22 protein-coding genes are annotated in these 25000 nt (G+C 69.4%); 17 read left to right on the forward strand and 5 right to left on the reverse strand.

Annotation, left to right across the window (positions count from 1 at the left end):
• The first annotated feature begins 105 nt into the window (after nucleotides 1–105).
• The 8 genes from NNZ72_RS13575 (at nucleotide 106) to NNZ72_RS13610 (ending at nucleotide 7814) form a co-directional block, all read left to right on the forward strand.
• On the forward strand, nucleotides 106–1047 hold the full coding sequence (locus NNZ72_RS13575) for an ABC transporter substrate-binding protein (protein WP_257315849.1): 942 nt from the start codon (nucleotides 106–108) through the stop codon (nucleotides 1045–1047).
• A gap of 71 nt (nucleotides 1048–1118) precedes the next feature.
• Nucleotides 1119–1910, forward strand: a complete 792-nt coding sequence (locus NNZ72_RS13580; protein WP_257315850.1) for an ATP-binding cassette domain-containing protein — start codon at nucleotides 1119–1121, stop codon at nucleotides 1908–1910.
• A gap of 2 nt (nucleotides 1911–1912) precedes the next feature.
• A complete protein-coding gene (locus NNZ72_RS13585) occupies nucleotides 1913–2923 on the forward strand; it encodes an ABC transporter permease (protein WP_371747757.1) in 1011 nt (336 codons plus the stop codon).
• A gap of 1 nt (nucleotide 2924) precedes the next feature.
• A complete protein-coding gene (locus tag NNZ72_RS13590; protein WP_257315851.1) occupies nucleotides 2925–4016 on the forward strand; it encodes a phosphotriesterase family protein in 1092 nt (363 codons plus the stop codon).
• Nucleotides 4017–4043: 27 nt separating this feature from the next.
• A complete protein-coding gene (locus NNZ72_RS13595; RefSeq protein ID WP_257315852.1) occupies nucleotides 4044–4808 on the forward strand; it encodes a glutamine amidotransferase in 765 nt (254 codons plus the stop codon).
• A gap of 20 nt (nucleotides 4809–4828) precedes the next feature.
• On the forward strand, nucleotides 4829–5734 hold the full coding sequence (locus NNZ72_RS13600; protein ID WP_257315853.1) for a PfkB family carbohydrate kinase: 906 nt from the start codon (nucleotides 4829–4831) through the stop codon (nucleotides 5732–5734).
• 5 nt (nucleotides 5735–5739) lie between these two features.
• Complete coding sequence (locus NNZ72_RS13605) at nucleotides 5740–6573, forward strand: BtpA/SgcQ family protein (protein WP_257315854.1); 834 nt, start codon at nucleotides 5740–5742, stop codon at nucleotides 6571–6573.
• Nucleotides 6570–7814: a Zn-dependent hydrolase gene (locus NNZ72_RS13610; protein WP_257315855.1), complete on the forward strand. Its 1245-nt coding sequence runs from the start codon at nucleotides 6570–6572 to the stop codon at nucleotides 7812–7814. The genes NNZ72_RS13605 and NNZ72_RS13610 overlap by 4 nt, the downstream gene beginning before the upstream one ends.
• Here NNZ72_RS13610 and ftsH read toward each other — a convergent pair.
• Nucleotides 7800–9650 carry an ATP-dependent zinc metalloprotease FtsH gene (ftsH, locus tag NNZ72_RS13615; RefSeq protein WP_306766304.1) on the reverse strand — a complete coding sequence of 617 codons (1851 nt, stop codon included), beginning with the start codon at nucleotides 9648–9650 and terminating at the stop codon, nucleotides 7800–7802. The genes NNZ72_RS13610 and ftsH overlap by 15 nt on opposite strands.
• Before the next feature lie 261 nt (nucleotides 9651–9911).
• Between ftsH and NNZ72_RS13620 the strand changes: the two genes are divergently transcribed.
• From NNZ72_RS13620 to NNZ72_RS13645, 6 genes are all read left to right on the forward strand, one after another.
• Nucleotides 9912–10514 carry a TetR/AcrR family transcriptional regulator gene (locus NNZ72_RS13620; RefSeq protein ID WP_257315856.1) on the forward strand — a complete coding sequence of 201 codons (603 nt, stop codon included), beginning with the start codon at nucleotides 9912–9914 and terminating at the stop codon, nucleotides 10512–10514.
• A gap of 217 nt (nucleotides 10515–10731) precedes the next feature.
• A complete protein-coding gene (locus NNZ72_RS13625; RefSeq protein ID WP_257315857.1) occupies nucleotides 10732–11985 on the forward strand; it encodes a sarcosine oxidase subunit beta family protein in 1254 nt (417 codons plus the stop codon).
• A gap of 9 nt (nucleotides 11986–11994) precedes the next feature.
• Entirely contained in the window at nucleotides 11995–12279 is a 285-nt protein-coding gene (locus tag NNZ72_RS13630; protein ID WP_257315858.1) for a sarcosine oxidase subunit delta, read from the forward strand.
• Nucleotides 12260–15067 (forward strand): 2Fe-2S iron-sulfur cluster-binding protein, encoded by a 2808-nt coding sequence (locus tag NNZ72_RS13635; RefSeq protein WP_257315859.1) that lies wholly within the window; start codon nucleotides 12260–12262, stop codon nucleotides 15065–15067. The genes NNZ72_RS13630 and NNZ72_RS13635 overlap by 20 nt, the downstream gene beginning before the upstream one ends.
• Nucleotides 15060–15602 (forward strand): aminomethyltransferase family protein, encoded by a 543-nt coding sequence (locus NNZ72_RS13640; RefSeq protein WP_257315860.1) that lies wholly within the window; start codon nucleotides 15060–15062, stop codon nucleotides 15600–15602. The genes NNZ72_RS13635 and NNZ72_RS13640 overlap by 8 nt, the downstream gene beginning before the upstream one ends.
• 66 nt (nucleotides 15603–15668) lie before the next feature.
• Nucleotides 15669–16784 carry an ABC transporter substrate-binding protein gene (locus NNZ72_RS13645; protein ID WP_257315861.1) on the forward strand — a complete coding sequence of 372 codons (1116 nt, stop codon included), beginning with the start codon at nucleotides 15669–15671 and terminating at the stop codon, nucleotides 16782–16784.
• 172 nt (nucleotides 16785–16956) lie between these two features.
• Here the strand turns inward: NNZ72_RS13645 and NNZ72_RS13650 are convergent, their stop codons facing one another.
• The 4 genes from NNZ72_RS13650 to NNZ72_RS13665 all read right to left on the reverse strand — a co-directional run bounded on the left by NNZ72_RS13650 (nucleotide 16957) and on the right by NNZ72_RS13665 (nucleotide 20323).
• On the reverse strand, nucleotides 16957–17835 hold the full coding sequence (locus NNZ72_RS13650; protein WP_257315862.1) for an SMP-30/gluconolactonase/LRE family protein: 879 nt from the start codon (nucleotides 17833–17835) through the stop codon (nucleotides 16957–16959).
• A gap of 8 nt (nucleotides 17836–17843) precedes the next feature.
• Nucleotides 17844–18605, reverse strand: a complete 762-nt coding sequence (locus NNZ72_RS13655) for an HpcH/HpaI aldolase family protein (RefSeq protein ID WP_257315863.1) — start codon at nucleotides 18603–18605, stop codon at nucleotides 17844–17846.
• Complete coding sequence (locus NNZ72_RS13660; protein ID WP_257315864.1) at nucleotides 18602–19222, reverse strand: NAD(P)-dependent oxidoreductase; 621 nt, start codon at nucleotides 19220–19222, stop codon at nucleotides 18602–18604. Before NNZ72_RS13660 ends, NNZ72_RS13655 begins: the two co-directional genes overlap by 4 nt.
• A 120-nt stretch (nucleotides 19223–19342) precedes the next feature.
• Nucleotides 19343–20323: a LacI family DNA-binding transcriptional regulator gene (locus NNZ72_RS13665; protein WP_257315865.1), complete on the reverse strand. Its 981-nt coding sequence runs from the start codon at nucleotides 20321–20323 to the stop codon at nucleotides 19343–19345.
• 98 nt (nucleotides 20324–20421) lie between these two features.
• Here NNZ72_RS13665 and hisD point away from each other — a divergent pair, with 98 nt between their 5' ends.
• The 3 genes from hisD to NNZ72_RS13680 all read left to right on the forward strand — a co-directional run bounded on the left by hisD (nucleotide 20422) and on the right by NNZ72_RS13680 (nucleotide 24917).
• Nucleotides 20422–21732 (forward strand): histidinol dehydrogenase, encoded by a 1311-nt coding sequence (gene hisD / locus NNZ72_RS13670; RefSeq protein WP_257315866.1) that lies wholly within the window; start codon nucleotides 20422–20424, stop codon nucleotides 21730–21732.
• 36 nt (nucleotides 21733–21768) lie between these two features.
• A complete protein-coding gene (locus tag NNZ72_RS13675; protein WP_257315867.1) occupies nucleotides 21769–22539 on the forward strand; it encodes an SDR family NAD(P)-dependent oxidoreductase in 771 nt (256 codons plus the stop codon).
• Nucleotides 22540–22709: 170 nt separating this feature from the next.
• Nucleotides 22710–24917: a methyl-accepting chemotaxis protein gene (locus tag NNZ72_RS13680; RefSeq protein ID WP_257315868.1), complete on the forward strand. Its 2208-nt coding sequence runs from the start codon at nucleotides 22710–22712 to the stop codon at nucleotides 24915–24917.
• The last annotated feature ends 83 nt before the right edge of the window (nucleotides 24918–25000 follow it).

Below are 25000 nucleotides of genomic sequence, written 5' to 3' on the forward strand. Positions count from 1 at the left end.
TGGAGGCTCCTCTCAAGCGCCTTGACAGAAATTCAAGTCACTTGAATAATGCCCCTCGTAAATTCCTGACGCCGCCCGCGGCATCAAACAAGGGGAACCTCAAAAATGGGTCGGACCAAATATCTTCTCGGCTGCGCCGCAGCCGTCGCCATGACGCTTTCGACGGGCGTCTCCAGCGCCTTCGCCGATACGTTCGCGCTCGTCACCATCAACCAGCAGGCGCTCTTCTTCAACCAGATCAACGACGGCGCCAACGCCGCGGCCAAGGAGGCCGGCGTCGACCTCGTCATCTTCAACGCCAACAACGTGCCGGCGGCGCAGAACGACGCGATCGAGACCTACATCACCCAGAAGGTCGACGGCATCATCCTCGTCGCCATCGACGTCAACGGCGTGAAGCCGGCGATCACCGCCGCCAAGAACGCCGGCATCTCGGTCATCGCCATCGACGCGCAGATCCCGGACGGCGACAACATCGCCTTCGTCGGCGTCGACAACACGGCCGCCGGCGGCGAGATCGGGAAATTCTTCTCCGACTACGTGAAGAACGAGATGGGCGGCACCGCCAAGGTCGGCGTCGTCGGCGCGCTCAACTCCTTCATCCAGAACCAGCGCCTCGACGGCTTCAAGGCGGCGGTCGCCGAGGGCGGCCAGAAGGTCGAGTTCCTCGACACCGTGGACGGCCAGAACGTGCAGGATGTCGCGCTCTCGGCGGCGGAGAACCTGATGACGGCCAATCCGGACATGACGGCGCTCTACGCCACCGGCGAGCCGGCGCTGCTCGGCGCGGTCTCTGCCGTCGCCAGCCAGGGCCGTGGCGATTCCATCAAGGTCTTCGGCTGGGACCTGACGAAATCGGCGATCGACGGCATCGACCAGGGCTTCGTCACCGCGGTGATCCAGCAGGACCCGGCCGGTGAAGGCAAGGCCGCCGTCGAGGCGCTCGTCAAGGTGAAGAAGGGCGAGACGATCGACCCGATCATCAACGTGCCGGTCACCATCGTCACCAAGGAGAACGTCGACCAGTATCGCGACATGTTCAAGTAAGCCGGACTGCCGTCGGCCGCCCGTCCCGTCGACGGACCGGGCGGCCGGATTTCCAGCAAGGGCCATCGAACATGACCGACACACATGTCAGCCGCGTCCGGATGACCGGCGTTTCCAAGCGTTACGGCGCCCTGCAATCGCTCGACGACGTCTCGCTCACCCTGGCGCCGGGTGAGGTCCTCGGCCTGGTGGGCGACAACGGCGCGGGCAAGTCCACGCTCAGCAAGGTGCTGTCCGGCGCGGTGATCCCCGACGCCGGCACGATCGAGATCGACGGCCGGGAGGTCGCCTTCGCATCGCCGGCGGATGCGCGCGCCGCCCACATCGAGATGGTCTACCAGGACCTCTCGCTTTGCGACACGATCGACGTCGCCGGCAACCTCTTCCTCGGCCGGGAGCCGAAGCGGCGGGTGGCGGGCGTGCCGCTGCTCGACAAGAAGGCGATGCACGAGCGGGCGCGCGACATGCTCTCCAATCTCGGCATCGTCATCCCCGACACGCGCATGAAGGTGGAGAACCTGTCCGGCGGCCAGCGCCAGTCGATCGCGATCGGCCGCGCCGCCTCCTTCGATCCGTCGGTGCTGATCATGGACGAGCCGACGGCCGCGCTCGCCGTCGCCGAGGTGGAGGCCGTGCTGGAGCTCATCCGCACCGTCTCGCAGCGCGGCGTCTCCGTCATCCTCATCACCCATCGCCTGCAGGACCTCTTCCTCGTCTGCGACCGCATCCAGGTGATGTACGAGGGGCGCAACGTCGCCGAGCGACGCATCGAGGAGACCAATATCGAGGACGTCGTCAATCTCATCGTCGGGCGGAAGTTCGCCGCCCGGTCCGCGGGCCACAACCGGGAAAAAGGCGCCTGACCATGAGTTCCGAGCCCAACGCCTATGCCAGCCACCCGCCGCGCCTGCGCGAGGCGACGCTTCTCGACAAGCTCGTGGCGAACGGCGGCGTCATGTCGATCGCGCTGTTCTTCCTCGCCTGCTGCATCTTCTTCTCGGCGACGACGGACGCCTTCCTGACGGCGCCGAACCTGCTGAACGTCATCCGCCAGTCCGCGCCGCTGCTGATCGTCGCGGCGGCGATGACCTTCGTCATAACCACCGGCGGCATAGACCTGTCGGTCGGCTCGATGCTGGCGCTCGCCGCCACGCTCTCGGCCGCAGCGCTCCAGGCCGGCGTGCCCTGGCCGCTCGCCATCCTGCTCATGCTGCTGCTCGGTGCTGCGGTCGGCGGCATCCAGGGCTATTTCATCGCCTACGAGCGCATCCCCGCCTTCATCGTCACGCTCGCCGGCCTTTCGGTGATCCGCGGCTTCGCGCTGCTCATCACCGGCGGCTATTCGATCCCGATCGAGCCGACGAGCCCCTTCGTCTCGCTCGGCCGCGCCTGGGTGCTCGGCATCCCGGCGCCGGCGCTGATCGCCATCGTCGTGATTGCCGTCGCCTATGTCGCCTTCAACGAGACCCATTTCGGCCGCTACGTCACCGGCGTGGGCGCCAATGCGGAGGCGACGCGGCGGGCGGGCGTCAACACGCGCGGCGTCATCCTATGGGTCTATGTGCTCTCCGGCACGGCGGCCGCGGCGGCAGGCGTCATCCTCTCCGCCCGTCTCGGCTCCGGCTCGTCGAATGCGGGGCAGGGCTTCGAGCTGGACGTCATCGCCGCCGTGGTGCTCGGCGGCACCAGCCTCTTCGGCGGACGCGGCTCGATCACCGGCACGATCCTCGGCGCGCTCACGGTGGCGGTGCTGGCGAACGGCCTCATCCTGTCGCATCTCTCGCCCTTCTTCACGCCGATCGTCACCGGCTTCATCATCCTCATCGCGATCTGGCTCAACTTCCGCCTGTTCCGGGGCGGCGCGAAGGGGCGCTGACATGCTCGACCATCTCTTCGCCGACACGCCGAAGCCGCGCCATCCGATCGGGGTGCGCTCCGGAACGGCCATGACCGTCACCGGCCCGGTTCCGGTGGAGGACCTCGGCGTGACGCTGATGCACGAGCACATCTTCCTCGACGGCGCGCGCAGCTGGATCTGCCCGTGCCATCCGGAGGAGAAGGCGATCGCCGAGCAGAAGGTCTCGATCGAGATCATCGGCGAACTGCGCATGAACCCCTACATGAACCGCGACAACGTCTCGCTCGACGACGGCGATCTGGCGCTTCGCGAGTTGAAGCGGTTCCAGGCGCTCGGCGGCTGCACCGTGGTGGAGACGACCAATTTCGGCATCGGCCGCGATGCCGCCGGCCTCGCCCGCATTTCCCGCATGTCGGGGCTCCGGATCATCATGGGCACCGGCTTCTACCTCGAGCACACCCATCCCGAATGGCTGAAGGCGATGGACGTGGAGGCGGTGACGCAGTTCATCGTCGACGACGTCGGCGGCGGCGAACGCCAGCCGGAGATCATGGCCGGCATCATCGGCGAGGTCGGCGTCAGCCGGAATTTCACCGCCGAGGAGGAGAAGTCGCTACGCGCCTCGGCGCGGGCGGCGCGCATCACCGGCCTGCCGCTCTCCATCCACCTGCCGGGCTGGGAGCGCCTCGCCCATCGCGTGCTCGACGTGGTGGAGGAGGAGGGGGCCGATCCGGCGCACACCGTGCTCTGCCACATGAACCCGAGCCACGGCGACCTCGACTACCAGACGGCGCTTGCCCGGCGCGGGGCCTTCCTGGAATACGACATGATCGGCATGGACTACTACTACGCCGACCAGGACGCCCAGTCGCCATCCGACGAGGAGAACGCGCGCGCTATCGCCGCCCTCGTCGACAAGGGCTACGCGGACCGGCTGCTGCTGTCGCAGGACGTGTTCCTGAAGATCATGCTCACCCGCTACGGGGGTTTCGGCTACGGCTACATCCTCAAGCATTTCCTGCCGCGGCTGAAGCGCCACGGCGTCGAGCAGGCGGCGATCGACCGCATGCTGGTCGACAATCCGAAATCCGTCTTTTCCGCTGCGCGCTGAGCGCCAGCCAACCGTCAAGGAGCCATCATGACCAAGAAGAAAGTGCTGCTCGCCGGCGAATCCTGGGTTTCGACCGCGACCCATATCAAGGGTTTCGACCAGTTCCCGACCGTGACCTACCACACCGGCGCCGACGAACTGCTGAAGGCGCTGAAGGACAGTCCCTTCGACGTGACCTTCATGCCCGCGCACGAGGCGCAGCGCGACTTCCCGAGCACGCTCGAAGGCCTGCAGGCCTATGACGCCATCGTGCTCTCGGACATCGGCGCCAACACGCTGCTGCTCCACCCCGACACCTGGATCCATTCCCGCCGCACGCCGAACCGGCTGAAGCTGCTGCGCGACTACGTCGCCAAGGGCGGCGGGCTGCTGATGTTCGGCGGCTACTATTCCTTCCAGGGCATCAACGGCGGCGCGCGCTATCGCACCACGGCCGTCGAGGAGGTGCTGCCGGTCGCCTGCCTGTCCGTCGACGACCGCGTGGAGGTGCCGGAAGGTTTCACGCCCGTCGTGTCCGGCGACGCGTCGCATCCGATCCTTAGCGGCATCTCCGGCGAGCTTCCCTATCTGCTCGGCTTCAACGAGGTGACGCTGAAGGCGGGCGCCGACCAGCTCATGACCGTCTCCTCCGAATACGGCTCGCTGCCGCTGCTCGTCACCGGCACCTACGGCGAAGGCCGCACCGTGGTCTGGACCTCCGACGTCGGCCCGCACTGGCTGCCGCCGGAATTCATCGCCTGGCCGGGCTACAAGACGCTGTTCGAACGGATGCTCGCCTGGGCGACCGACTGAACGAGAGGCCGGGGCCGCCCATGACCATCCACGTCGTCGGCAATGTCTGCGTCGACACCAGCTTTCGCCTGGAGCGGCTGCCGCGGCCGGGCGAGACGCTGAACGCGGCGGCCGCCGGCGAGGGCGCGGGCGGCAAGGGGGCGAACCAGGCCATCGCCGCCGCCCGCACCGGCGCGGCGGTGGCGCTCTGGGCGCCCGTCGGCAGGGATGCGGCGAGCGAGCGGATGGAAGCGCTGCTCGCCGCCGAGATTCCCGACCTGCGCCTCTCGCGCCTCGACCGTCCCTGCGACCGCTCGGTGATCCTGATCGACCGCGAGGGCGAGAACGTCATCGTCACCGCCGCCGCCTGCGCCGAGGCTTTCGATCCGCTCGCCGCGACCAGCCTTGCGCAAACATGGCGGCCGGGCGACATGCTGCTGATGCAGGGCAACCTCGGCGCGGCGGCGACGTCCGCCTGCCTGAAGGCCGCACGCGCGGCCGGCCTCTTCACCATCCTCAACCCGAGCCCGCTTCCCGCCGGGCCGCCCGATCTCGAGGCCGTCTCGCTCCTCGTCCTCAACCGGCCGGAGGCCGAGGCGCTGGCCGGCGAGGCCGACGCCGAGCGCGCGGCGCGCCGGCTGCACGCCATGGGCGCGGACCGCGTCGTCGTCACGCTCGGCCCGGCGGGGGCCCTCGTCGTCGAGGGGGCTTCGTCCCTCCGCATTCCGGCCGGAGCGGTCGGGGCGGTGGACGCCAGCGGGGCGGGCGACTGCTTTGCGGGAACGCTCGCCGGATGCCTCGCGCAGGGCGCGCCGCTTGCCGACGCCGCCCGGCTGGCGACGCAGGCGGCGGCAATCGCGGTCGGGCGTCCCGGCACGCTCGCCTCCTTCCCGAGCCGGGCGGAGCTTTCCGCCCTCACCAGGACATCGAAACCGGAAAACGTGTGATCGCCATGAGCAACCCCATCGGACGGCAGGACAAGGATACGCTGAAGACGCTTTTCGGGCGCGACAAGCCGGTGATTGGCGTGGTGCACCTGCTGCCGCTGCCCGGCGCGCCGCGCTATGACGGCGAGGGTGTGCAGGCGATCTACGAGCGCGGCCTTTCGGATGCGCGCGCCTATCTCTCCGGCGGCTGCGACGCGCTGATCGTCGAGAACCACGGCGACGTGCCCTTCGCCAAGCCCGACGACATCGGCCACGAGACCTCCGCCCACATGGCCGTCGTCGCCGACCGCATCCGCCGCGAGCTCGGCCGGCCGATCGGCATCAACGTGCTCGCCAACGCGGCGATCCCCGCGCTTGCGATCGCCTCGGCCTCCTCCGCCGACTTCATCCGCGTCAACCAGTGGGCCAACGCCTATGTCGCCAACGAGGGCTTCGTCGAGGGGGAGGCGGCCCGCGCCATGCGCTACCGCGCCCGGCTTCGCGCCCGCGGCATCCGCATCTTCGCCGACGCCCACGTCAAGCACGGCGCGCACGCCATCGTCGCCGACCGGCCGGTGGAGGAGCAGGTGAAGGACCTCGTCTTCTTCGACGCCGACGTCGTCATCGCCACCGGCCAGCGCACCGGCCATGCCGCCGATCTCGGCTATATCCGCATGATCAGGGAGGCGGCCGCGCTGCCGACGCTGGTCGGCAGCGGCGTCACCCACGACAACGCCAACGACATCCTCTCCGTCGCCGACGGCGTGATCATCGCCAGCGCCCTCAAGCATGACGGCGTCTGGTGGAACGCGGTCGATCCGGAGCGCGTGAAGCGCTTCATCGCAGGCCTCGGCCGATGAGCGCCACGCCGGAGGTCAACGCCGCGCGCCTCCTCCAGTCCGTCGCCGATTTCGCGGCGATCGGCGCGACGCCGGCCGGCGGCGTCAACCGGCAGGCGCTGAGCGCCGAAGACCGCGCGGCCCGCCGGCTGCTGGCCGAGCGCGCGCTTGCCCGCGGCTTCACCGTCTTCCAGGACGAGGCGGCCAACCTCTTCGTCCGCCGCGAGGGCCGCGATGCGGCGCTCGCGCCGCTCCTCATCGGCAGCCATCTCGACAGCCAGCCGACCGGCGGCCGCTTCGACGGCGCGCTCGGCACGCTCAGCGCCTTCGAGGCGCTGGAGGCGCTCGCCGATGCCGGCGTCGAGACGGACCGCGCCGTCGAGGTCGTCGCCTTCACCAACGAGGAGGGGAGCCGCTTCTCGCCGGGCTGCATGGGGTCCATGGCCTTTTCCGGCGCGGGCGCCGTCGCGGACTGGCGCGGGGCGCGGGCGACGGACGGCGCGCTCCTCGCCGACGAACTGGCGGCGACCCTTGATGCCCTGCCCGAGGCCGAGGTGAGGCCTGCCGGGCACGCCATCTCCGCCTTCGTCGAGCTGCATATCGAGCAGGGACCCGTCCTCGAACGGGAGGACGTGCCGATCGGCGTCGTCACCGCCGTGCAGGGCACCAAATGGCTGGAGATCGCCTTTTCCGGCGAGGCGGCCCATGCGGGCACCACGCCGCTCGAATTCCGCAGGGACCCGATGGCGGCGGCGGCGGCGGCCATCGCGCGGCTCCAGGAGGACGTCATGCCCGCCGACCCGGAGGCGCGGCTGACGGTCGGTCGCATCGTCGCTGAACCCGGCTCCATCAACGTCATCTCGAGCCGCGTCACCTTCACCGTCGACATCCGCCACCCGGATGCCGGCGCCCTCGCGGCGATGGAACGGCGGGTGCGGCAGGAATGCGGGGCGGCGGGCGCGCGCTGGGGCTGCGCCGTTGCGATCGGCCAGCGCGTCGACATGTCGCCCGGCCGCTTCGCCCCGTCGATCACGGCGAAGATCGAGGAGACCTGCCGGACGCTCGGCATCCGCAGCCGGCCGATGGTCTCCGGCGCCTTCCACGACGCGCTGTTCGTCAGCCGGATTGCGCCCTCGGCGATGATCTTCGTGCCGTGCCGCAACGGCATCAGCCACAACGAGGCGGAATTCGTGAGCGACGCGCATGTCGTGTCGGGCGCGCGGGTGCTGCTCGGCGTGGCGGGATCGCTAGCGCGCCTCTGACGCGCCGCCGCGTCCATAAGCGGACTTGCTGCCGAACGCCTGCTGCAGGTCGTCCTGGTCGAGGGTCTCCCGTTCGAGCAGCAGGCGCGACATCGTTTCGAGCGTGTCGCGGCGCTCTTGCAGCAGCCCGACCGTGCGCTCGAAGGTCTCGTCGACGATGCGCTTGACCTCCTCGTCGATCGTCGCGGCGGTCTCGTCGGAATAGTCCCGGTCCTGCGGGCCGTAATAGGGCTGGTCGGTCGCCAGGAAGGAGCGGCGGTCCTTTTCCAGCGCGACGTGCCCCAGGCGCTCGGTCATGCCGTAGCGGGTGACCATGGCGCGCGCGATGTCGGTGACCTTCATCAGGTCGTCGGCGGCTCCCGTCGACAGGTGGCCGAAGACGATCTTCTCCGCCGCGCGGCCGCCGAGCAGCACGGCCATCTTGTCCTCCAGCTCCTCGCGGGTCATGAGGAAGCGGTCCTCGGTCGGGCGCTGGATCGTGTAGCCGAGCGCGCCGATGCCGCGCGGGATGATCGAGACCTTGTGCACGGGATCGACGCCGGGCAGGGCCATGGCGACGAGCGCGTGGCCGATCTCGTGATAGGCGACGATCTCCCGCTCCTTCGGGTTGAGCAGCCGGTTGCGCTTCTCCAGGCCCGCGACGATGCGCTCGATGGCGTTGTTGAAGTCCTCCATCGTCACCGCATCGGCCTTGCGGCGGGTGGCGAGCAGCGTCGCCTCGTTGACGAGGTTGGCGAGGTCGGCGCCGGTAAAGCCGGGCGTCAGCGCCGCGATCTGCTCCGGCGACACGTCCGGGGCGAGCTTCGCCTTCTTCAGGTGCACGCCGAGGATCTGCACGCGGCCCACCTTGTCGGGACGGTCGACCAGGACCTGCCTGTCGAAACGGCCGGCGCGCAGCAGCGCCGGATCGAGGATCTCGGGGCGGTTCGTGGCGGCCAGCAGCACCAGGCCGCTCGACGGGTCGAAGCCGTCGAGCTCGGACAAGAGCTGGTTCAGCGTCTGCTCCTTCTCGTCGTGGCCGCCGGACAGCGGGCCGATGCCGCGGGCGCGGCCGAGCGCGTCGAGCTCGTCGATGAAGATGATCGCCGGCGCCTTGGCGCGCGCCTGCTCGAACAGGTCGCGCACGCGGGCGGCACCGACGCCGACGAACATCTCGACGAATTCCGAGCCCGAGATCGAGAAGAAGGGAACGCCCGCCTCGCCGGCGACGGCCCTTGCCAGGAGCGTCTTGCCCGTGCCGGGAGGCCCGACCAGCAGGATGCCCTTCGGCATGCGCCCGCCGAGGCGGCCGTAGCCGTCGGGGTCCTTGAGGAAGTCGACGATCTCCTTCAGCTCCTCCTTCGCCTCGTCGACGCCGGCGACGTCCTTGAAGGTGACGCCGGTGTCGGTCTGGACGTAGACCCGGGCCTTGGACTTGCCGATCTGCATCAGCCCGCCGCCGACACCGCCGCCCATGCGCCGCAGCACGAAGATCCAGATGCCCGCGAAGAGCGCGACCGGGACGACCCAGGACAGGAGGTCGCGCAGGAAGGTGTCCTCGACCTGGCCGGTGACGACGACGCCGTGCTCCTGCAGGTCACGCGCGAGATCCGGCTCGACCCGCGTGGTGATGAACATCGGGCGGTTGCCGACGGGCTGCTTGAAGCGGCCCTGGATGAAGCGGTCGGACACCGATACCTCGGCGATCCGGCCCTCCTTCAGATGCGTCTCGAATTCGCTGTAGGGGATCTGGGCGACCTGCGTCGCCGTGGTGAAGAGATACTGGAACACCAGCAATCCGAAGAAGGCCGCAACCCAGTACCAGATATTGAACCGGGTCTTCCTGTTCATTTCCATGGCATTCCATCCTCTGCGCGGGGCTGCTTGCGGAGTCTCGTCCGATGCTCTTAGACGGTGCACCGGCTTTGCGGATTGAGACAAGTCAAAAAGAGGCCGCCTTTGCCGCCGGACCCCTGCCTCGAACTTGATATCCCTCCGGCTTTGCGCAACATGGCGTTCCGGACAGGCGTGCCACACAACCCGCCAGGAGAAGAGATCGTGCGTGCTCCGAGGCGCCCAGCAGAAAGACGGCCCGGCGCCGGGCAGGCGACCGGCCGGATGACGCGGGCGGCCTGGATCGAGGCCGGCATCGAGGCGCTCGTCGAGGAGGGCATCGCCAGCGTGAAGATCCAGGTCATGGCCAGGAAGCTGGCCGTGTCCCGGTCGAGCTTCTACTGGTTCTTCGCCGACCTGCAGGCGCTGCACAAGGAACTGCTGGAATACTGGCTGCGCAAGAACACGAGCCCGATCCTCGAACGGGCCCTGCGTCCCGCCCCGACGGTGACGAAGGCCGTGTGCCACATCTTCGAATGCTGGGTGGACCCGGAACTCTTCAGCCCCCGTCTCGATGCGGCGGTGCGGTCCTGGGGGCAGGTGGACGCGGCGGTGCGCGGCGTCGTCGACCAGGCGGACGACCAGCGCGTCGATGCCGTCACGCGCATGTTCCTGCGCTACGGCTATCCGGACGAGGAGGCCTTCATCCGTGCCCGGGTTCTCTATTTCACGCAGATCGGCCACTACACGCTCGGCATGCGCGACGACCGCGAGACGCGGCTGCGCCTGCTGCGGCCCTATCTCCTCAGCTTCACCGGGCGGGAAGCCTCGGACGACGAGGTCGAGGCCTTTGAAACATTGATGCGGCGCGTCCAGCCGGACGGCTGAGCGATGGCATGCCTGTACGCAACGGGCCCCCGGGACGCCGGGGCCGGATTCCGGAACCCGTGCGACGTTTGCCGCAATGTTCTGGACATTTATGTCCAGAGGGACTAGGAAATCCGCAGGGGATATTCTTTTCGTCGATGGGGCCGCGCATGCAGCAGCACTCCGCCTTGCCAATTCGCCGCCGCGCGGAGCCGCGTGAGGACCGGGGCGCCGCATCATGACGCGGCACTACTCCGCCTTCTCGCTCGTCAAGGAAGGGCTCGCCGGCCAGACGGGCTGGCAGCAGGCCTGGCGCTCGCCGGCGCCGAAGCCGCGCTACGACATCCTCGTCATCGGCGGCGGCGGGCATGGATTGGCGACCGCCTACTACCTTGCGAAGACGCACGGCATCCGCAATGTCGCGGTCATCGAGAAGGGCTGGATCGGCGGCGGCAATACCGGGCGCAACACGACGGTCGTGCGCTCCAACTACTTCTTCCCCGAGAGCACGGCGCTCTACGACATGGCGCTGACGCTCTACGAGGGGCTCGGCCGCGCGCTCAACTACAACATCATGCTCTCCCAGCGCGGCATCGTCACGCTCGCCCATTCCGAGGCCGAGATGGAGACGGCGGCGCGCACCGTCAACGCCATGCAGATCAACGGCACCGATGCCGAGCTCTTCGGCGTCGAGGACGTGCGCCGCGTGCTGCCGCTCCTCGACATGTCGCCGGCGGCGCGCTATCCGGTGTTCGGCGGCGTCTGGCAGGGCAGGGCCGGCGTGGCGCGGCACGACGCGGTCGCCTGGGGCTACGCCCGCGCCGCCGACCGGCTGGGCGTCGACATCGTCCAGTCCTGCGAGGTGGACGAATTCATCGTCGAGGGCGGGCGCTGCCGCGGCGTCAGGACGAACCGCGGCGAGATCCGCGCCGAGCGGGTCGGCATGGTCGTCGCCGGCCATTCCTCGCATCTCGCCGCGAAGGCCGGCTTCCGCCTGCCGGTCACCTCCTATGCCCTGCAGGCCTGCGTCTCCGAGCCGATCAAGCCGGCGCTCGACACGGTCGTGCTGTCGCCGGCGACCGGCGTCTATGCCAGCCAGTCGGACAAGGGCGAGCTGGTGCTGGGCGGCGCGCTCGACCGCGTCCCCTCCTACGGCCAGCGCGGCAACCTGCCGGTGCTGGAGGAGGTGATCTCGGGCCTTCTCGAAATGTTCCCGAGCTTCCGCCAGCTCCGGCTGATGCGGCAATGGGCCGGCATCGTCGACGTCACGCCGGATTCCTCGCCGATCCTCGGCGAAAGCCCGCTGCCGGGCCTCTTCCTCAACTGCGGCTGGGGCACGGGCGGCTTCAAGGCGATCCCCGCCGGCGGCACGCTGCTCGCCCATCTGCTGGCGACGGGAAAACACCACGACGTCAGCCGCCCCTTCGATCTCGACCGTTTCGCACGCGGACGGCTGATCGACGAGGCGGCCGGCTCCGGCATCGCGCATTAGGAGACCGCCATGCAGCTTTTCCCATGCCCCTTCTGCGGCCCGAGGAGCGAGAGCGAATTCCACTTCGGCGGCGAGGCCGGCAACCGTCGTCCCGAAGGGTTTCGCGCGGTGACGGACGGTGAATGGGCCGCCTACCTGCACGAGCGCGACAACCGGCGCGGGCCGGCAAGCGAGATCTGGATGCACATGACCTGCGGCGAGGTGTTCCGCATGGAGCGCGACACGGTGCACCACGGCGCGGTGCGGTCCTTCGCGCTCATCGAAGGAGGCGGCGATGACGGCTTGGCGCACTGACGGCGGCACGGCCATCGACCGGGGGCGGCCGCTCGCCTTCACCTTCGACGGCAGGCGGATCGAGGGTTTTTCCGGCGACACGGTCGCCTCGGCGCTGCTTGCCGGAGGCGTCTCCATCCTCGGCCGCAGCTTCAAGTACCACCGTCCGCGCGGCCTCTGGGGTGCCGGCGTCGAGGAGCCGAACGCGCTCGTCGACATCGCCGGCGGCATGCCGAACACGCGCGCCACGCAGGTGCCCGCCGAGGACGGGTTGGCGGTGCGCAGCGTCAACGCCGCGCCGAGCGCCGAGAAGGACCGCCACGCCTTCCTCGACGCCTTCTCGCGCTTCATCCCGGCGGCCTTCTACTACAAGACCTTCATGTTCCCCGACTGGCACCGGTTCGAGCCGCGCATCCGCGCGATGGCGGGCCTCGGCACGCTGGACGAGAATGTGAAGGCCCCGGCTTTCGCCGAGCAGGTCAACCATCATTGCGACGTGCTGGTGGTCGGCGCCGGGCCTGCGGGGCTTCTTGCCGCCCGCAAGGCCGTTCGCGCCGGCCGGCGCGTCGTGCTCTCGGACGACGGGCGGCAGGCAGGCGGCAGCCTGCTGTTCCGCGCGGCCACCGTTGAGGGGAAGCCGGGCGCGGAATGGGCGGCGGACGTGGCGGCGGAGCTGACGCGGGCAGGGGCCCTGGTGCTCGCCGGCACGACGGCCTTCGGCATCTACGATCACCGCCTCGTCGGCCTCAACGAGAAGGGCGAGGGCGGCGCGCCGGACCGGCTGTGGCGGGTGCGCGCGCAGTCGATCGTGCTCGCCACGGGCGCGATCGAGCGGCCGCTGCCCTTCGGCAACAACGACCTGCCGGGCGTCATGTCGGCCGAGGCGGCGCTCGTCTATCTCCGCCGCTTCGGCGTCGCCGCCGGCCGCAAGGTCGTGGTGGCGACGAACAACGGGCTCGCCTACGAGACGGCGGAAGCGCTCGCCGCCGCCGGCGCCGACGTGACGGTGGTCGACCATCGCGCCGACGTTGCCGCGCCCGCCGGGCTCCGGGTCCTCAGGGGCACCTCCATCGTCTCGGCGGGCGGCCGCAATGCCGTAAGCAGCGTCCGGCTCTCCGACGGCCAGGTGCTGGAGGCGGACGCGGTGCTCGCATCGGGCGGCTTCACGCCGACCGTGCATCTCTACTGCCAGGCGCAGGGCAGGCTCGACTGGCGCGACGACATCCTCGCCTTCGTGCCCGGCCGCGCCGTGGCGGGCGTCGAGGTTGCGGGTGCGGCCGCCGGCGACTTCGGCCTTCCGGCGGAGCTTGCCGACGGCACCGGCCGCAGCCTTGGCATCGTCGCCGCCTGGCCGAAGCCGCGGGCGAGGCAGCGTGTCTGGATCGACCTCCAGAACGACGTCACCGCCAAGGACGTGGAGCTCGCCGTCAGGGAGAATTTCGTCTCCGTCGAGCACCTGAAGCGCTACACCACGCTCGGCATGGCGACCGACCAAGGCAAGACCTCGAACGTCAACGGCCTGGCGCTGGTGGCGGAACTCACCGGCCGGCGCATTCCCGAGGTGGGCACGACGACCTACCGCCCGCCCTTCACGCCCGTGCCGTTCGCCGCCTTCGCCGGCGCCCGCTCCGGCACGCGCATGAACCCGCTGCGCCGCCTGCCGCTCGAAGGCGAGCACCGGGCGGCGGGCGCGGTGTTCCGCGACTACGGCGGCTGGCTGCGTCCGGCCTTCTACGGCGCGGGAGCGCCGGACGAGCGCATCCAGGCCGAAGCCGCGGCCGCGCGCGCTGGCGTCGCGCTCTTCGACGGCTCGCCGCTCGGCAAGATCGAGGTGATCGGGCCGGATGCCGCGCCCTTCCTCGATTTCATCTACTACAACACGATGTCGACGCTCGCCCTCGGCCGCTGCCGCTACGGCTTCATCCTGACGGAGGCCGGCATCGTCTATGACGACGGCGTGCTGGTGCGGCTCGACGAGGACCGCTTCGTCGTCTCCTGCTCGTCCTCGCACGTGGCGGGCGTCCACGCCCTCCTGGAGGAATGGCGGCAGGACCGCTTCGACCGGCGGCGCGTCTTCATCCACAATGCGACGGCCGAGATGGCGACGCTGACGGTCACCGGCCCGAAGTCGCGGGCGCTGATGGAGGCGGTCGGCTTCGGCGCCGCGCTCGACGATGCCGCCCTGCCGCACATGGCCGTCACGGCCGGCGTCTTCGAAGGCGTGCCGGTCCGGATCGCCCGCGTCAGCTTCACCGGCGAGCGCTCCTACGAGATTTCCGTGCCGGCCGACCATGCCGGGGCGCTCTGGGCGCGGCTCGGCCATGCGGGTGCGGCCTTCGGCGCGACGCTCCTCGGCCTCGAAGCCCTGATGATCCTGCGTGCGGAGAAGGGCTATGTCGTCATCGGCAAGGACACCGACGGCACCAGCCGGCCGATGGATTTCGGCCTCGCGGCGCCGCTCGCGAGGAAGACGGTCGAGTTCGTCGGCCGCCGCTCGCTCGTCACCGAGGACGCGTCCCGGCTGGACCGGCGGCAGTTCGTCGGCCTGGAAGCGGTCGATGGCAAGGGCGTGCTGCCGACCGGCGCGCACGGCATCGAGCGCGGGGAAGGGGGACTGCGCAGCACCGGCTACGTCACGTCGAGCTACTTCAGTCCCGCCCTGCAGAAGCCGATCGCGCTCGGGCTGATCGAGCGCGGCCTGTCGCGCATGGGCGACGTCATCGAATTGCAGCATCTCAGGGAATTGCGGCATGCCCGCATCGTCGCCCCCTGCGCCTTCGACCCGGAAGGAGGCCGCCTCCATGCTTGACAACTCGGCTAGGTGGCGGCCCGAGCCGGACTGGGAGAATGCCCGCCTCGAAGGGCGGACGGTCGCGGTGCGCGCCGTCACCGGCCTGGCACAACGTCTCGTCAGCGGCGATCTCGATCGTTTCCTCGCCCGTCACGGTCTCGGCTGCGACGTCGGCGCGCTGGGTCTCGCCTCCGGCGGGCGCTATGCGGTGCGCGTGGCGCGCGACCGGCTGCTCGTCGTCGGCCTTCCCGCATCCGAATGTGCCGACGGCTGGCATGCGGACGGCTACGCCGTCACGACGATGGGCTCGGCGCTGCGTGTCCTCGACGCGCGGGGGGAGGGCGTGCGCGACCTTCTGGCGCGGGCGACGACGGTCGATCCCGACGATCCGGGCCCATGCGCCGCCTTGCGGTTTTTCGGCCTGACCTGCACTGTCTATTTTCACGGGGACGCGCAGACATTGCGCATCCACGTCGAGCGGGGACTTGCCGCCTCGCTGTGGGAATGGCTCGAATGCCAGCCGCTCCTTTCGGGCGGAGCGGGCGGCGGCTGAGGATTGGAATTTCGTTCTGGAAGGAGAGCCCCGCGCTGATGCGGGCACAAAAGGGAGCTGAGACACATGAGAAACATCCTGATCATCGGCACGGCGCTTGGCCTGCTCATGGGGACGGCGGCGCGGGCGGACGACCTGACCTTCGCCGTGGCCGGCCCCATGACCGGGCCGCTCGCCACCATCGGCGACCAGTTCAAGCAGGGCGCGCAGGCGGCCGCCGACGCCATCAACGCCAAGGGCGGCGTGCTCGGCCGGCAGATCGCGCTGCAGTTCGAGGACGACCAGTGCGATCCGAAGCAGGCCGTCTCGGTCGCCAACCGGATCACCGCGGCCGGCATCAGCTTCGTCGACGGCCATGCCTGCTCGGGTTCCAGCATTCCGGCCTCGGCGGTCTATGCCGAGAACGGCACGCTGATGATGAGCCCGGCCTCCTCCAACCCGGTGATGACGGACGACGCGGCCGCCAAGGGCTGGACCAACATCATGCGCCTCTACACCCGTGACGACGCCCAGGGCGCCTTCATCGGCCCGTGGATCGCCAAGGAATATGCCGGCAAGAACGTCGCGGTCCTGCACGACAAGACGGCCTACGGCCAGGGCGTCGCCGACGCGGTGCGTGCGACGATGAACGCGAACGGGCTCACGGAAATCCTCTACGAGGGCATCAATGCCGGCGAGAAGGACTACAACGCGCTGGTGACGAAGCTGAAGGACGCCAAGGTCGACGTCGTCTATTTCGGCGGCTACCATCCGGAAGCCGGCCTCATCCTGCGCCAGACCGCCGAGCAGGGCTACAAGTTCCAGCTCATCATGCCCGACTCGATCGCCTCGCCGGAATTCTGGCAGGTCGCCGGGCCTGCCGGCGAGGGCACGCTGTTCGTCTTCCCGTCCGACCCGCAGGCCAAGCCCGAGGCGAAGGAGGCCGTCGAGAAGATTTCCGCCGGCGGCTTCAAGCCGGAAGGTTTTACGCTCTTCTCCTACGCCGTGATCCAGGCTTTCGCCCAGGGCATCGAGCGGGCCGGCTCGGACGATCCCACCAAGGTCGCCGAGGCGCTCAAGAACGGCGAGCCGATCGAGACCGTCGTCGGAACCGTCGTCTTCGACGAGAAGGGCGACCTGAAGGACGCCAGCTACGACATCAACCGCTGGAGCAACGGCAGCTACGCGCCGATCGCGAACTGAAACGGACGCGACGCTGAACGAGGAAGGCCCGGCGGAATGCCGGGCCTTTTCGCATGCTCGCGGCGGCGCCCAGAGCATTTCCAGCCGAAGCGGGATCGCTTCGGCGTCGGATAATGCGGAAAAAACAATAATCTAGAGCATTTCCGGTGGCCCGGATTTCACCGGAAATGCTCTAGAAAGAGCAGAGGCGCTGTTCCATGCCGGCGATGTCGACCTCGACGGCGAAGACGCCGCCGGCATGGGGCGCGGCGGCCAGCTCCTCGGCGGTATGGCGGACGCGCAGCGTGGTGACGTAGAGGGTCCTGAGCCCGTCGCCGCCGAGCGCCACGCAGGTCGGTCCCTTCGTCGGAAGGTCCACCCTCGCGGTGACCCGCCCGTCCGGATCGAAGCGCACGACGCAGCCGCCCCAGACCCGCGCGCTCCAGTAGTTCCCCTCCGCGTCGACCGTGCCGCCGTCCGGGCAGCCGGGTGCCGCGTCCGGACCGGCGAGCGGCGAGATTTCGTCGAACGCGGAGAAATCCGGGCCGATGCGGAACCGCCGGATCGTGCCCACGGCGGTGTCGGCGAAATACATGATCGCGCCGTCGGGGGAGAAGGCGAGGCCGTTGCTCGTGGTGATGCCGCCCAGCAGCCGGACGAGGCCGCCGTCCGGGCCGAGCCGGTAGAGGGAGGCGATCGGCCGGCGCGCCTCCATGTCCTGCGTCTCGTCGAAGGTGCCGAAGACGATCCCGCCGTAGGGATCGACCGTCGCGTCGTTCGCGCGGGTCTGCGGCAGCGCCGTCTCGATATCGTGGAGCTTCGCGAAGGACGTGAGCGCGCCGTCGGCAAGCGCGATCTGCTTCGGGAAGCCGAGCACGAAACCCCCGCCCTTCCGCGGCAGGATGAAGCCGGCGCGGCCGGGCAGCTGATAGCGCGTCAGTTGCCCGCCGTCCGTCCGCCGGTAGACGCAGCTGCGCTCGATGTCCGTCCACCAGAGCGTTCCGTCCCGGTGGTCCCAGTAGCATCCTTCCCCGAGCTCGTTGCGGCAGTCTTCGAGAACCCTCGCTTCCATGGTGCACCTCATGCCTTGCCGATGACGGCGAGTTCGGCGGCCAGGGCGGCCTTCAGGAGATTGGCGTCGCTGTTCGGCACGACGAAGTCGAAGCCCTGCTCGGCCCGCCGTCTCGCCACGGCCCCCGACGGGCAGAAGAGGCCCGCCCGCTTGCCCGCCGCCTTCGCCGCGGCGAGGCACCGGTCGATCGCGGCGCGGACGTCCGAGTCGGACGGGTCTGCCGCGGTGCCCCTGCCGAGGTTGAGCCCGAGGTCGCTCGGGCCGACGAAGATGCCGTCCAGTCCGTCGACCGCGCAGATGTCGTCCACGGCGGCGAGGCCCTCGCGGGTTTCTATCATCGCCAGCCGGACGATCGTCGCGTCGGCGTGCTGCGCATAGTCCGGGCCGCCGTAGAGAAGCCCGCGGGCGGGGCCGAAGCTGCGCCCGCCGAGCGGCGGATAGGAGGAGGCGTCGACGAGGGCTTTCGCATCCCCCACGCTGTTCACGAGCGGGCAGATGATGCCGTAGCTGCCGGCGTCGAGGGCCTTCATGATGATCCCCGGCTCCGCGTTGGGAACGCGCACGAAAGGGGTGGCCGGCGTCGCGGAGATCGCCTGCAGCATGACGATCATGTCGGAGACGTCGGTCATCGCGTGCTGCAGGTCGATGGTGACGCAGTCCACCCCGCTCAGGCCGACGATTTCCGCGGTATAGCTGTTGCCGAAGGAAAGCCAGCCGGACACCGCGGCCTCTCCCGCGTTCCAGCGCTCCCTCACCCTGTTTGGTCTCATGGCCGGTTCCCTCCCATGGCGGTCCTGTTGACGACGAGCTGCGGGTCCAGCCGGCCGTCGAGGCCGTCGAGGACGTTCTCCACCGTCTTCACGCCCATCGCGATGAGCGCGCCTTCCGTCAGTGCCGCGGAATGCGGGCTCAGGACGATGCGGTCCTGCCCGATCAGGGGCGAGGAGAGCGGCAGCGGCTCCCGGTCGAACGTGTCGAGCCCGGCGCCGTGGATGGCGCCGCTCGCCACCGCCTCCGCCAGGGCCTCCTCGTTTACGAGGCCGCCGCGGCTGGCGTTCACGACGATGGCGTTCCTCGGAAGGAGGGCGAGCTCGCGCGCGCCGAGGATGTTGCGGGTCTCCGGCGTCAGCGGGGCATGGAGGCTGACGATGTCCGCGTGCGCGAGCGCGTCGTCGAGCGCGGCGAAGCGCCGGACGTCCGCCTCGATGGCGTTCAGGTACGGGTCGTAGACGGCGATCTCCAGGCCGAAGGCCCGGGCGCGCCTGGCGACTTCGCGGCCGATCTGCCCGTAGCCGACCAGCAGCATGGTCTTGCCGCTGAGCTCCACGCTCAGCGACTGGCCGCGGGCGGAAAACCGGCCCTCGCGCACGGCGCGGTGGGATCGCACAAGATGCGGCGCTCGATCGAGGAGCTGAAGCGGGACTTCCTGCCGGTGCTGCTCGACGCGGCGGACCGGATCAGCGAGGAGGTTTCCGCCGCGCCCTGAGGCGGGGCTGGGGCCGCCCGGTCAGGCGCTCGCCCTGACCACCAGCTTGCCCGGCAGGATCCGCACCACGCCCTCGCCGATCGGCGGCAGGTCGTTTTCCTCGATGAGATTGACCGTTTCCTGGACCATGCGCTCCAGGGGCTGGCGGATCGTCGTGAGCTGGTAGGAATTCCACGCGGCCATGGGTATGTCGTCGAACCCCACGACGGCGAGGTCGCCGGGCACCGACATTCCCCGTTCCCGCGCCGCATCGATCGCCGCCAGCGCCATCAGGTCGTTGCAGCAGAACAGGGCATCCGGCGGATCGCTGCCCTCCAGCAGGGATTTCGCCGCGGCATAGGCGATCCTGTAGTTGAAGGCGCCGTCGACGACGGCATGCAGGTCCCGGCCTTCCTCGTTCAGGCGCTCGCGGAAGCCGCGGGCGCGCTCGACATGCGTCGACGTGCTGGCAAGGCCCGCAACGAAGCCGATCCTGCGGCGGCCGCGGGAGAGCAGGAACTGCGCGGCATCGCGGCCGCCGGCATAGTTGTCGCAGGCGACGGCATCGACGCGGACATCGAGCTGGGTGCGGTTGAGCAGGATGATCCTGATCCCGTGCTGCCGGCACGCCGCCGCCATCCCGGAAGTGAGGTGGGCGGATGTGACGATCACCGCGCGCGGGCGTGCGGCGACGACCTGGTCGATCGCCGAATCCACCGTCGTTCCCTCGGGCAGCGCATAGACGAGCAATTGCTGGCCCTTCGCCTGCAGGCTCTTCGCGAGCGATTCGAGCACCAGCGGATAGAAGGGATTTGCGAGGTCGCCGGTGACGAGGCTGACCGTCCCGGCCGCGATCGCCTCCGCGGTGCGCCGCGCGGGGCTGACATAGCCGAGCTCCGCGGCGGCGGCGAGGATCCGCCTGCGCTTCTCCGCGTCGAGCGGCGCTCCCGGCAGGAAGGCGCGGGAGACCGCCGACAGCGAGACGTTGGCGGCATGCGCGACCTGTTTGGCGGTGGGCTTCATGGCGGATCCTGTGAAAGTTTTTCATGATCATACTGAAAACTTGCACCGGAGCGCAAGGCCGCCTTATCGTTCGCTGGAGAGCAAGAGGAGTGTGTGCCATGCCCGTTCGCCATCTGAAGACCGGAAAGCCCGCCGCGGATCGGGCGGACGACGACGCGAAGGTCCGCGCCGTCGTCGAAGCCACCCTGAAGGACATCGAGGAGCGGGGCGACGCCGCCGTCCGCGCGCTCTCGGAGAAATTCGACCGGTTCTCGCCTCCCTCCTTCCTGCTGTCGCCGTCGGAGATCGAGGCGGCGATGAACCGGGTGTCAGAGCGCGACATGGCCGATATCCGGTTCGCGCAGAAGCAGATCCGCAATTTCGCGCAGGTCCAGCGGGATTCTATGAAGGACGTCGAGGTCGAGACCTATCCGGGCGTCATCCTCGGCCATCGCAACATCCCCGTGCAATCCGTCGGATGCTACGTTCCCGGCGGGAAGTTCCCGATGGTCGCCTCGGCGCACATGTCCGTCCTGACGGCGTCGGTGGCCGGCGTGCCGCGCATCGTCGCGGCCGCGCCGCCGCAGAAGGGCGAGCCGCATCCGGCGATCGTCGCGGCCATGCACATGGGCGGGGCGCACGAGATCTACGTGCTCGGCGGCATGCAGGCGGTCGGCGCGATGGCGCTCGGCACGCAGACGATCCGGCCGGTCGACATGCTCGTCGGCCCGGGCAACGCCTTCGTCGCGGAAGCCAAGCGCCAGCTCTACGGCCGGGTCGGGATCGACCTGTTCGCCGGCCCCACGGAAACGATGGTGATTGCCGACGAGACCGTCGATGCGGAGATGTGCGCGACCGACCTGCTCGGCCAGGCCGAGCACGGCTACAATTCGCCGGCCGTCCTCGTGACGAATTCCGAAAGGCTGGCGCGCGGCACCCTTGCGGAGATCGACCGCCTCCTCTCCATCCTGCCGACGGCGGAGACGGCCGCCGTGTCGTGGAGGGACTACGGCGAGGTCATCGTCTGCGACACGTACGAGGAGATGCTCGACGTCGCCAACGACATCGCCTCGGAGCATGTCCAGGTGATGACCGACCGCGACGACTGGTTCCTGGAGAAGATGCACTCCTACGGCGCGCTGTTCCTGGGTCCGAGGACGAACGTCGCCAACGGCGACAAGGTGATCGGCACCAACCATACCCTTCCGACCAGGAAGGCTGGACGCTACACCGGCGGGCTGTGGGTCGGAAAATTCATCAAGACCCATTCCTACCAGAAGGTCGTCACGGATGCCGCGGCCGCGGAGATCGGTGCATACTGCTCGCGCCTGTGCCTGCTGGAGGGCTTCGTCGGCCACGCGGAACAGGCGAACGTGCGCGTCCGCCGCTACGGCGGCCGCAACATCCCCTACGGCGCGGCGGCGGAGTGACCGGCGCGCGATCCCTCCGATGACAGGATGAACGCCATGTCTCCATCGCTTCCCCGCACCCCGTCCTTCCGGCTGGAGGGCAAGTCGGCGCTCGTCGCCGGCGCGTCCTCCGGCATCGGGCTCGGGGCGGCGATGGCCCTTGCGGAGGCCGGAGCGTCCGTCTCGCTGGCGGCCCGGCCGTCGGCGAGGCTGGAAGAGGCCGCCGATGCGATCGCCCGCGAGGGATACAAGGCGAGGGCGCTGCCGCTCGACGTCGCCGACGTGCGCGGGACGGCGGAGGCCGTGGCGGCGAGCGGGCCCTTCGACGTCCTCGTGAACAGTGCGGGCATCGCCCGCCACGGCGCGGCCGTCGAGACGACGCCGGAGGATTTCGACGCGGCGTTCGCCGTGAACGTGAAGGGGGCCTATTTCCTCGCCCAGGCGGTCGCCAAGGGCCTGATGGCGGCGAAAAGGCCCGGCTCGATCATCACGATCTCCTCGCAGATGGCCCATGTCGGCGGCATCGACCGCGCGGTCTACAGCGCGACCAAGCATGCGGTCGAGGGCTTCACCAAGTCGATGGCCATCGAATGGGGGCCGCACGGGATCAGGGTCAACACCATCTGCCCGACCTTCATCCGCACGGCCCTGACGGAGCAGACCTTCGCCAATCCCGAGCGCGTGAAGTGGATCACCGACAAGATCAAGCTCGGCCGGCTCGGCCGGGTGGAGGACATCATGGCGGCCGTCGTCTATCTCGCGTCGGACGCCGCGGCGATGGTGACCGGAACGGCCCTGATGGTCGACGGCGGCTGGACCGCCGACTAGCCCCGGCCGCATCGGCATCGGATCGTCCGACATGCCCAAAAAAGCGGCAGATGGAAGCAATTCGTTAAGCATGGCCGCATAACCTGCCGGAACGAAGCTTCTCGGCTTCGAGGAGGACCGCGGACGATGCCGGAGCATCGGGCAGCGGAGCGTTTTGGGGGACATGAAATATGCTGCTGAGTTCGGCCACCGGCCGCAACATCTTCGCGGTCGCCGCCTGCGGCCTGATCGCGACCATCACGGCTTCGGCCGTGCTGTTCTATCGCTCCTACGAGGACGTGCGGAGCACCAGCCTCGACCGCATGCGGCAGATCGCCAAGGCGGAAGCCCTGGCGTCCGAAAACCGCATCGGCGGCACCGTGCGCATCATCGACGGGCTCGGGGCGGTGCTGGAGACCATGAAGGAGAACGGCGAGGCCGAGCGTGCCAGGGCCGACCGGGTCGTCCACCACATGCTCGAGCGCAGCCCCGACATCCTCGCGCTCTGGACGGGCTGGGAGCCGGATGCCTTCGACGGCAGGGACGCCGATTTCGTCAATGCGGAAGGCTACGACGCCACGGGCCGCTACGTGCCCTATTTCGTCCGCGGCGCGAACGGCGAGATCTCCAACACGGCGCTCACCGACTACGCGGTGCCGGGCCCCGGCGATTTCTACCAGTTGCCCTTCACGCAGCAGAAGACCGTCGTCATCGAGCCCTATCCTTACGCGATCGACGGCAAGGACGTGCTGATCACCTCCGTCTCCAAGCCGATCGTCGTCGGCGGCAAGGTGATGGGCGTCGCCGGTCTCGACCTCTCGCTCACCGAGACGAGCAAGGCGCTTTCGGCCATCCACCCCATGGAGACGGGCTATATCAGCCTGGTGAGCGGCGGCGGCAAGATCGTCGGCCACCCCAACGCGGCGCTGATCGGCAAGACGCTCGCCGAGGGCGGCGCGGAGACGGCCGGGTGGGACGCGCTCGTCGCCGACCCGGGCGCCGAGCGCGAGATCGCGGCGCCGGACGGCACGGCCTACCTCGCCGTCGCGTCGCCGGTGACGCTCACCCCGGAGATCACGTGGTATGCGATCGTCGCGGTTCCGAAGAGCACGGTCTTCGCGCAGCTGAACGCGATGATGCGCGACGCGGCCCTGATCGTCGCCACCGCCGCCGCGCTGCTTGCGCTCGCGGGCTGGCTGATCGCCCGCCGCTTCATCGGCCGCATCTCCAACATCATCGGCGAGACGGCGCAGATCGCCCAGGGCAATCTGCAGCTCGAATTGAAGGACAGCCAGGTCAGGGACGAGATCGGCGACCTCGCCCGCTCGCTCGAGGTGCTGCTCGACAACAACCGGGAGAAGGCGCGGCTCGAACAGGAGGCGGACGCGAACCGCAGCCTCAGCGAGGAGGAGCGCATCGCCCGCGAGCGCAAGGCGGCCAAGGAGGCGGCGGACATCAAGTTCGCGGTCGACAGCTTGGCCGAGGCCCTGTCGAAGCTCGCCGACGGCGACGTCTCCTGCCGCATCGAGCAGGCCTTCGTGGCGCAGCTCGATGCCGTCCGCGAGGATTTCAACAGCTCCGCCGCCAAGCTGCAGGATGCGCTGCTGCGCGTCGCGGAGAACGCGCGCGGCATCGACGCCGGCGCGAACGAGATCAAGTCGGCCGCCGACGACCTGTCGAAGCGGACCGAGCAGCAGGCGGCCGCCGTCGAGGAGACCGCCGCGGCGCTGGAGGAGATCACGACGACCGTCAAGGACGCGGCCAAGCGCGCCCACGAGGCCGGGCAGCTCGTCTCCCGCACGCGCGTCGGGGCGGAACGGTCCGGCGAGGTGGTGCGCCAGGCGGTGATCGCGATGGAGCGGATCGAGAAATCCTCGAACGAGATCTCCAACATCATCGGTGTGATCGACGAGATCGCCTTCCAGACCAACCTCCTTGCCCTGAACGCGGGCGTCGAGGCGGCGCGCGCGGGAGAGGCCGGCAAGGGCTTCGCCGTCGTCGCGCAGGAGGTGCGCGAGCTCGCGCAGCGCTCGGCGAGCGCCGCCAAGGAGATCAAGGCGCTCATCACGACGTCGAACCAGCAGGTGGAGGAGGGCGTCCAGCTCGTCGCCGACACCGGCCGGGCGCTCGATGCGATCGTCGCGGAGGTGCAGGAGATCAACCAGCACGTCGCCGCCATCGTCGAATCCGCGCAGGAGCAGTCGGCCGGGCTCCAGCAGATCAACACGGCGGTCAACACCATGGACCAGGATACCCAGAAGAACGCGGCGATGGTCGAGGAGACGACCGCCGCGAGCCACAGCCTCGCCATGGAGGTCAACGCGCTCAACCAGCTCCTGCGCCAGTTCAGGCTGGGCTCGAAGGCCGGCGGCGAGCGCCAGGTGAGCAGGGCGGCCTGACCGCCCGCCCGATCGATCGAAAGACGGGCGCCCGGCCTGCCGCCGGGCGCCCGTCGCCGTTTCAGCGGGCGATCAGCCGCGGA

Source organism: Shinella pollutisoli (assembly GCF_024609765.1).
Lineage (GTDB): Bacteria > Pseudomonadota > Alphaproteobacteria > Rhizobiales > Rhizobiaceae > Shinella > Shinella pollutisoli.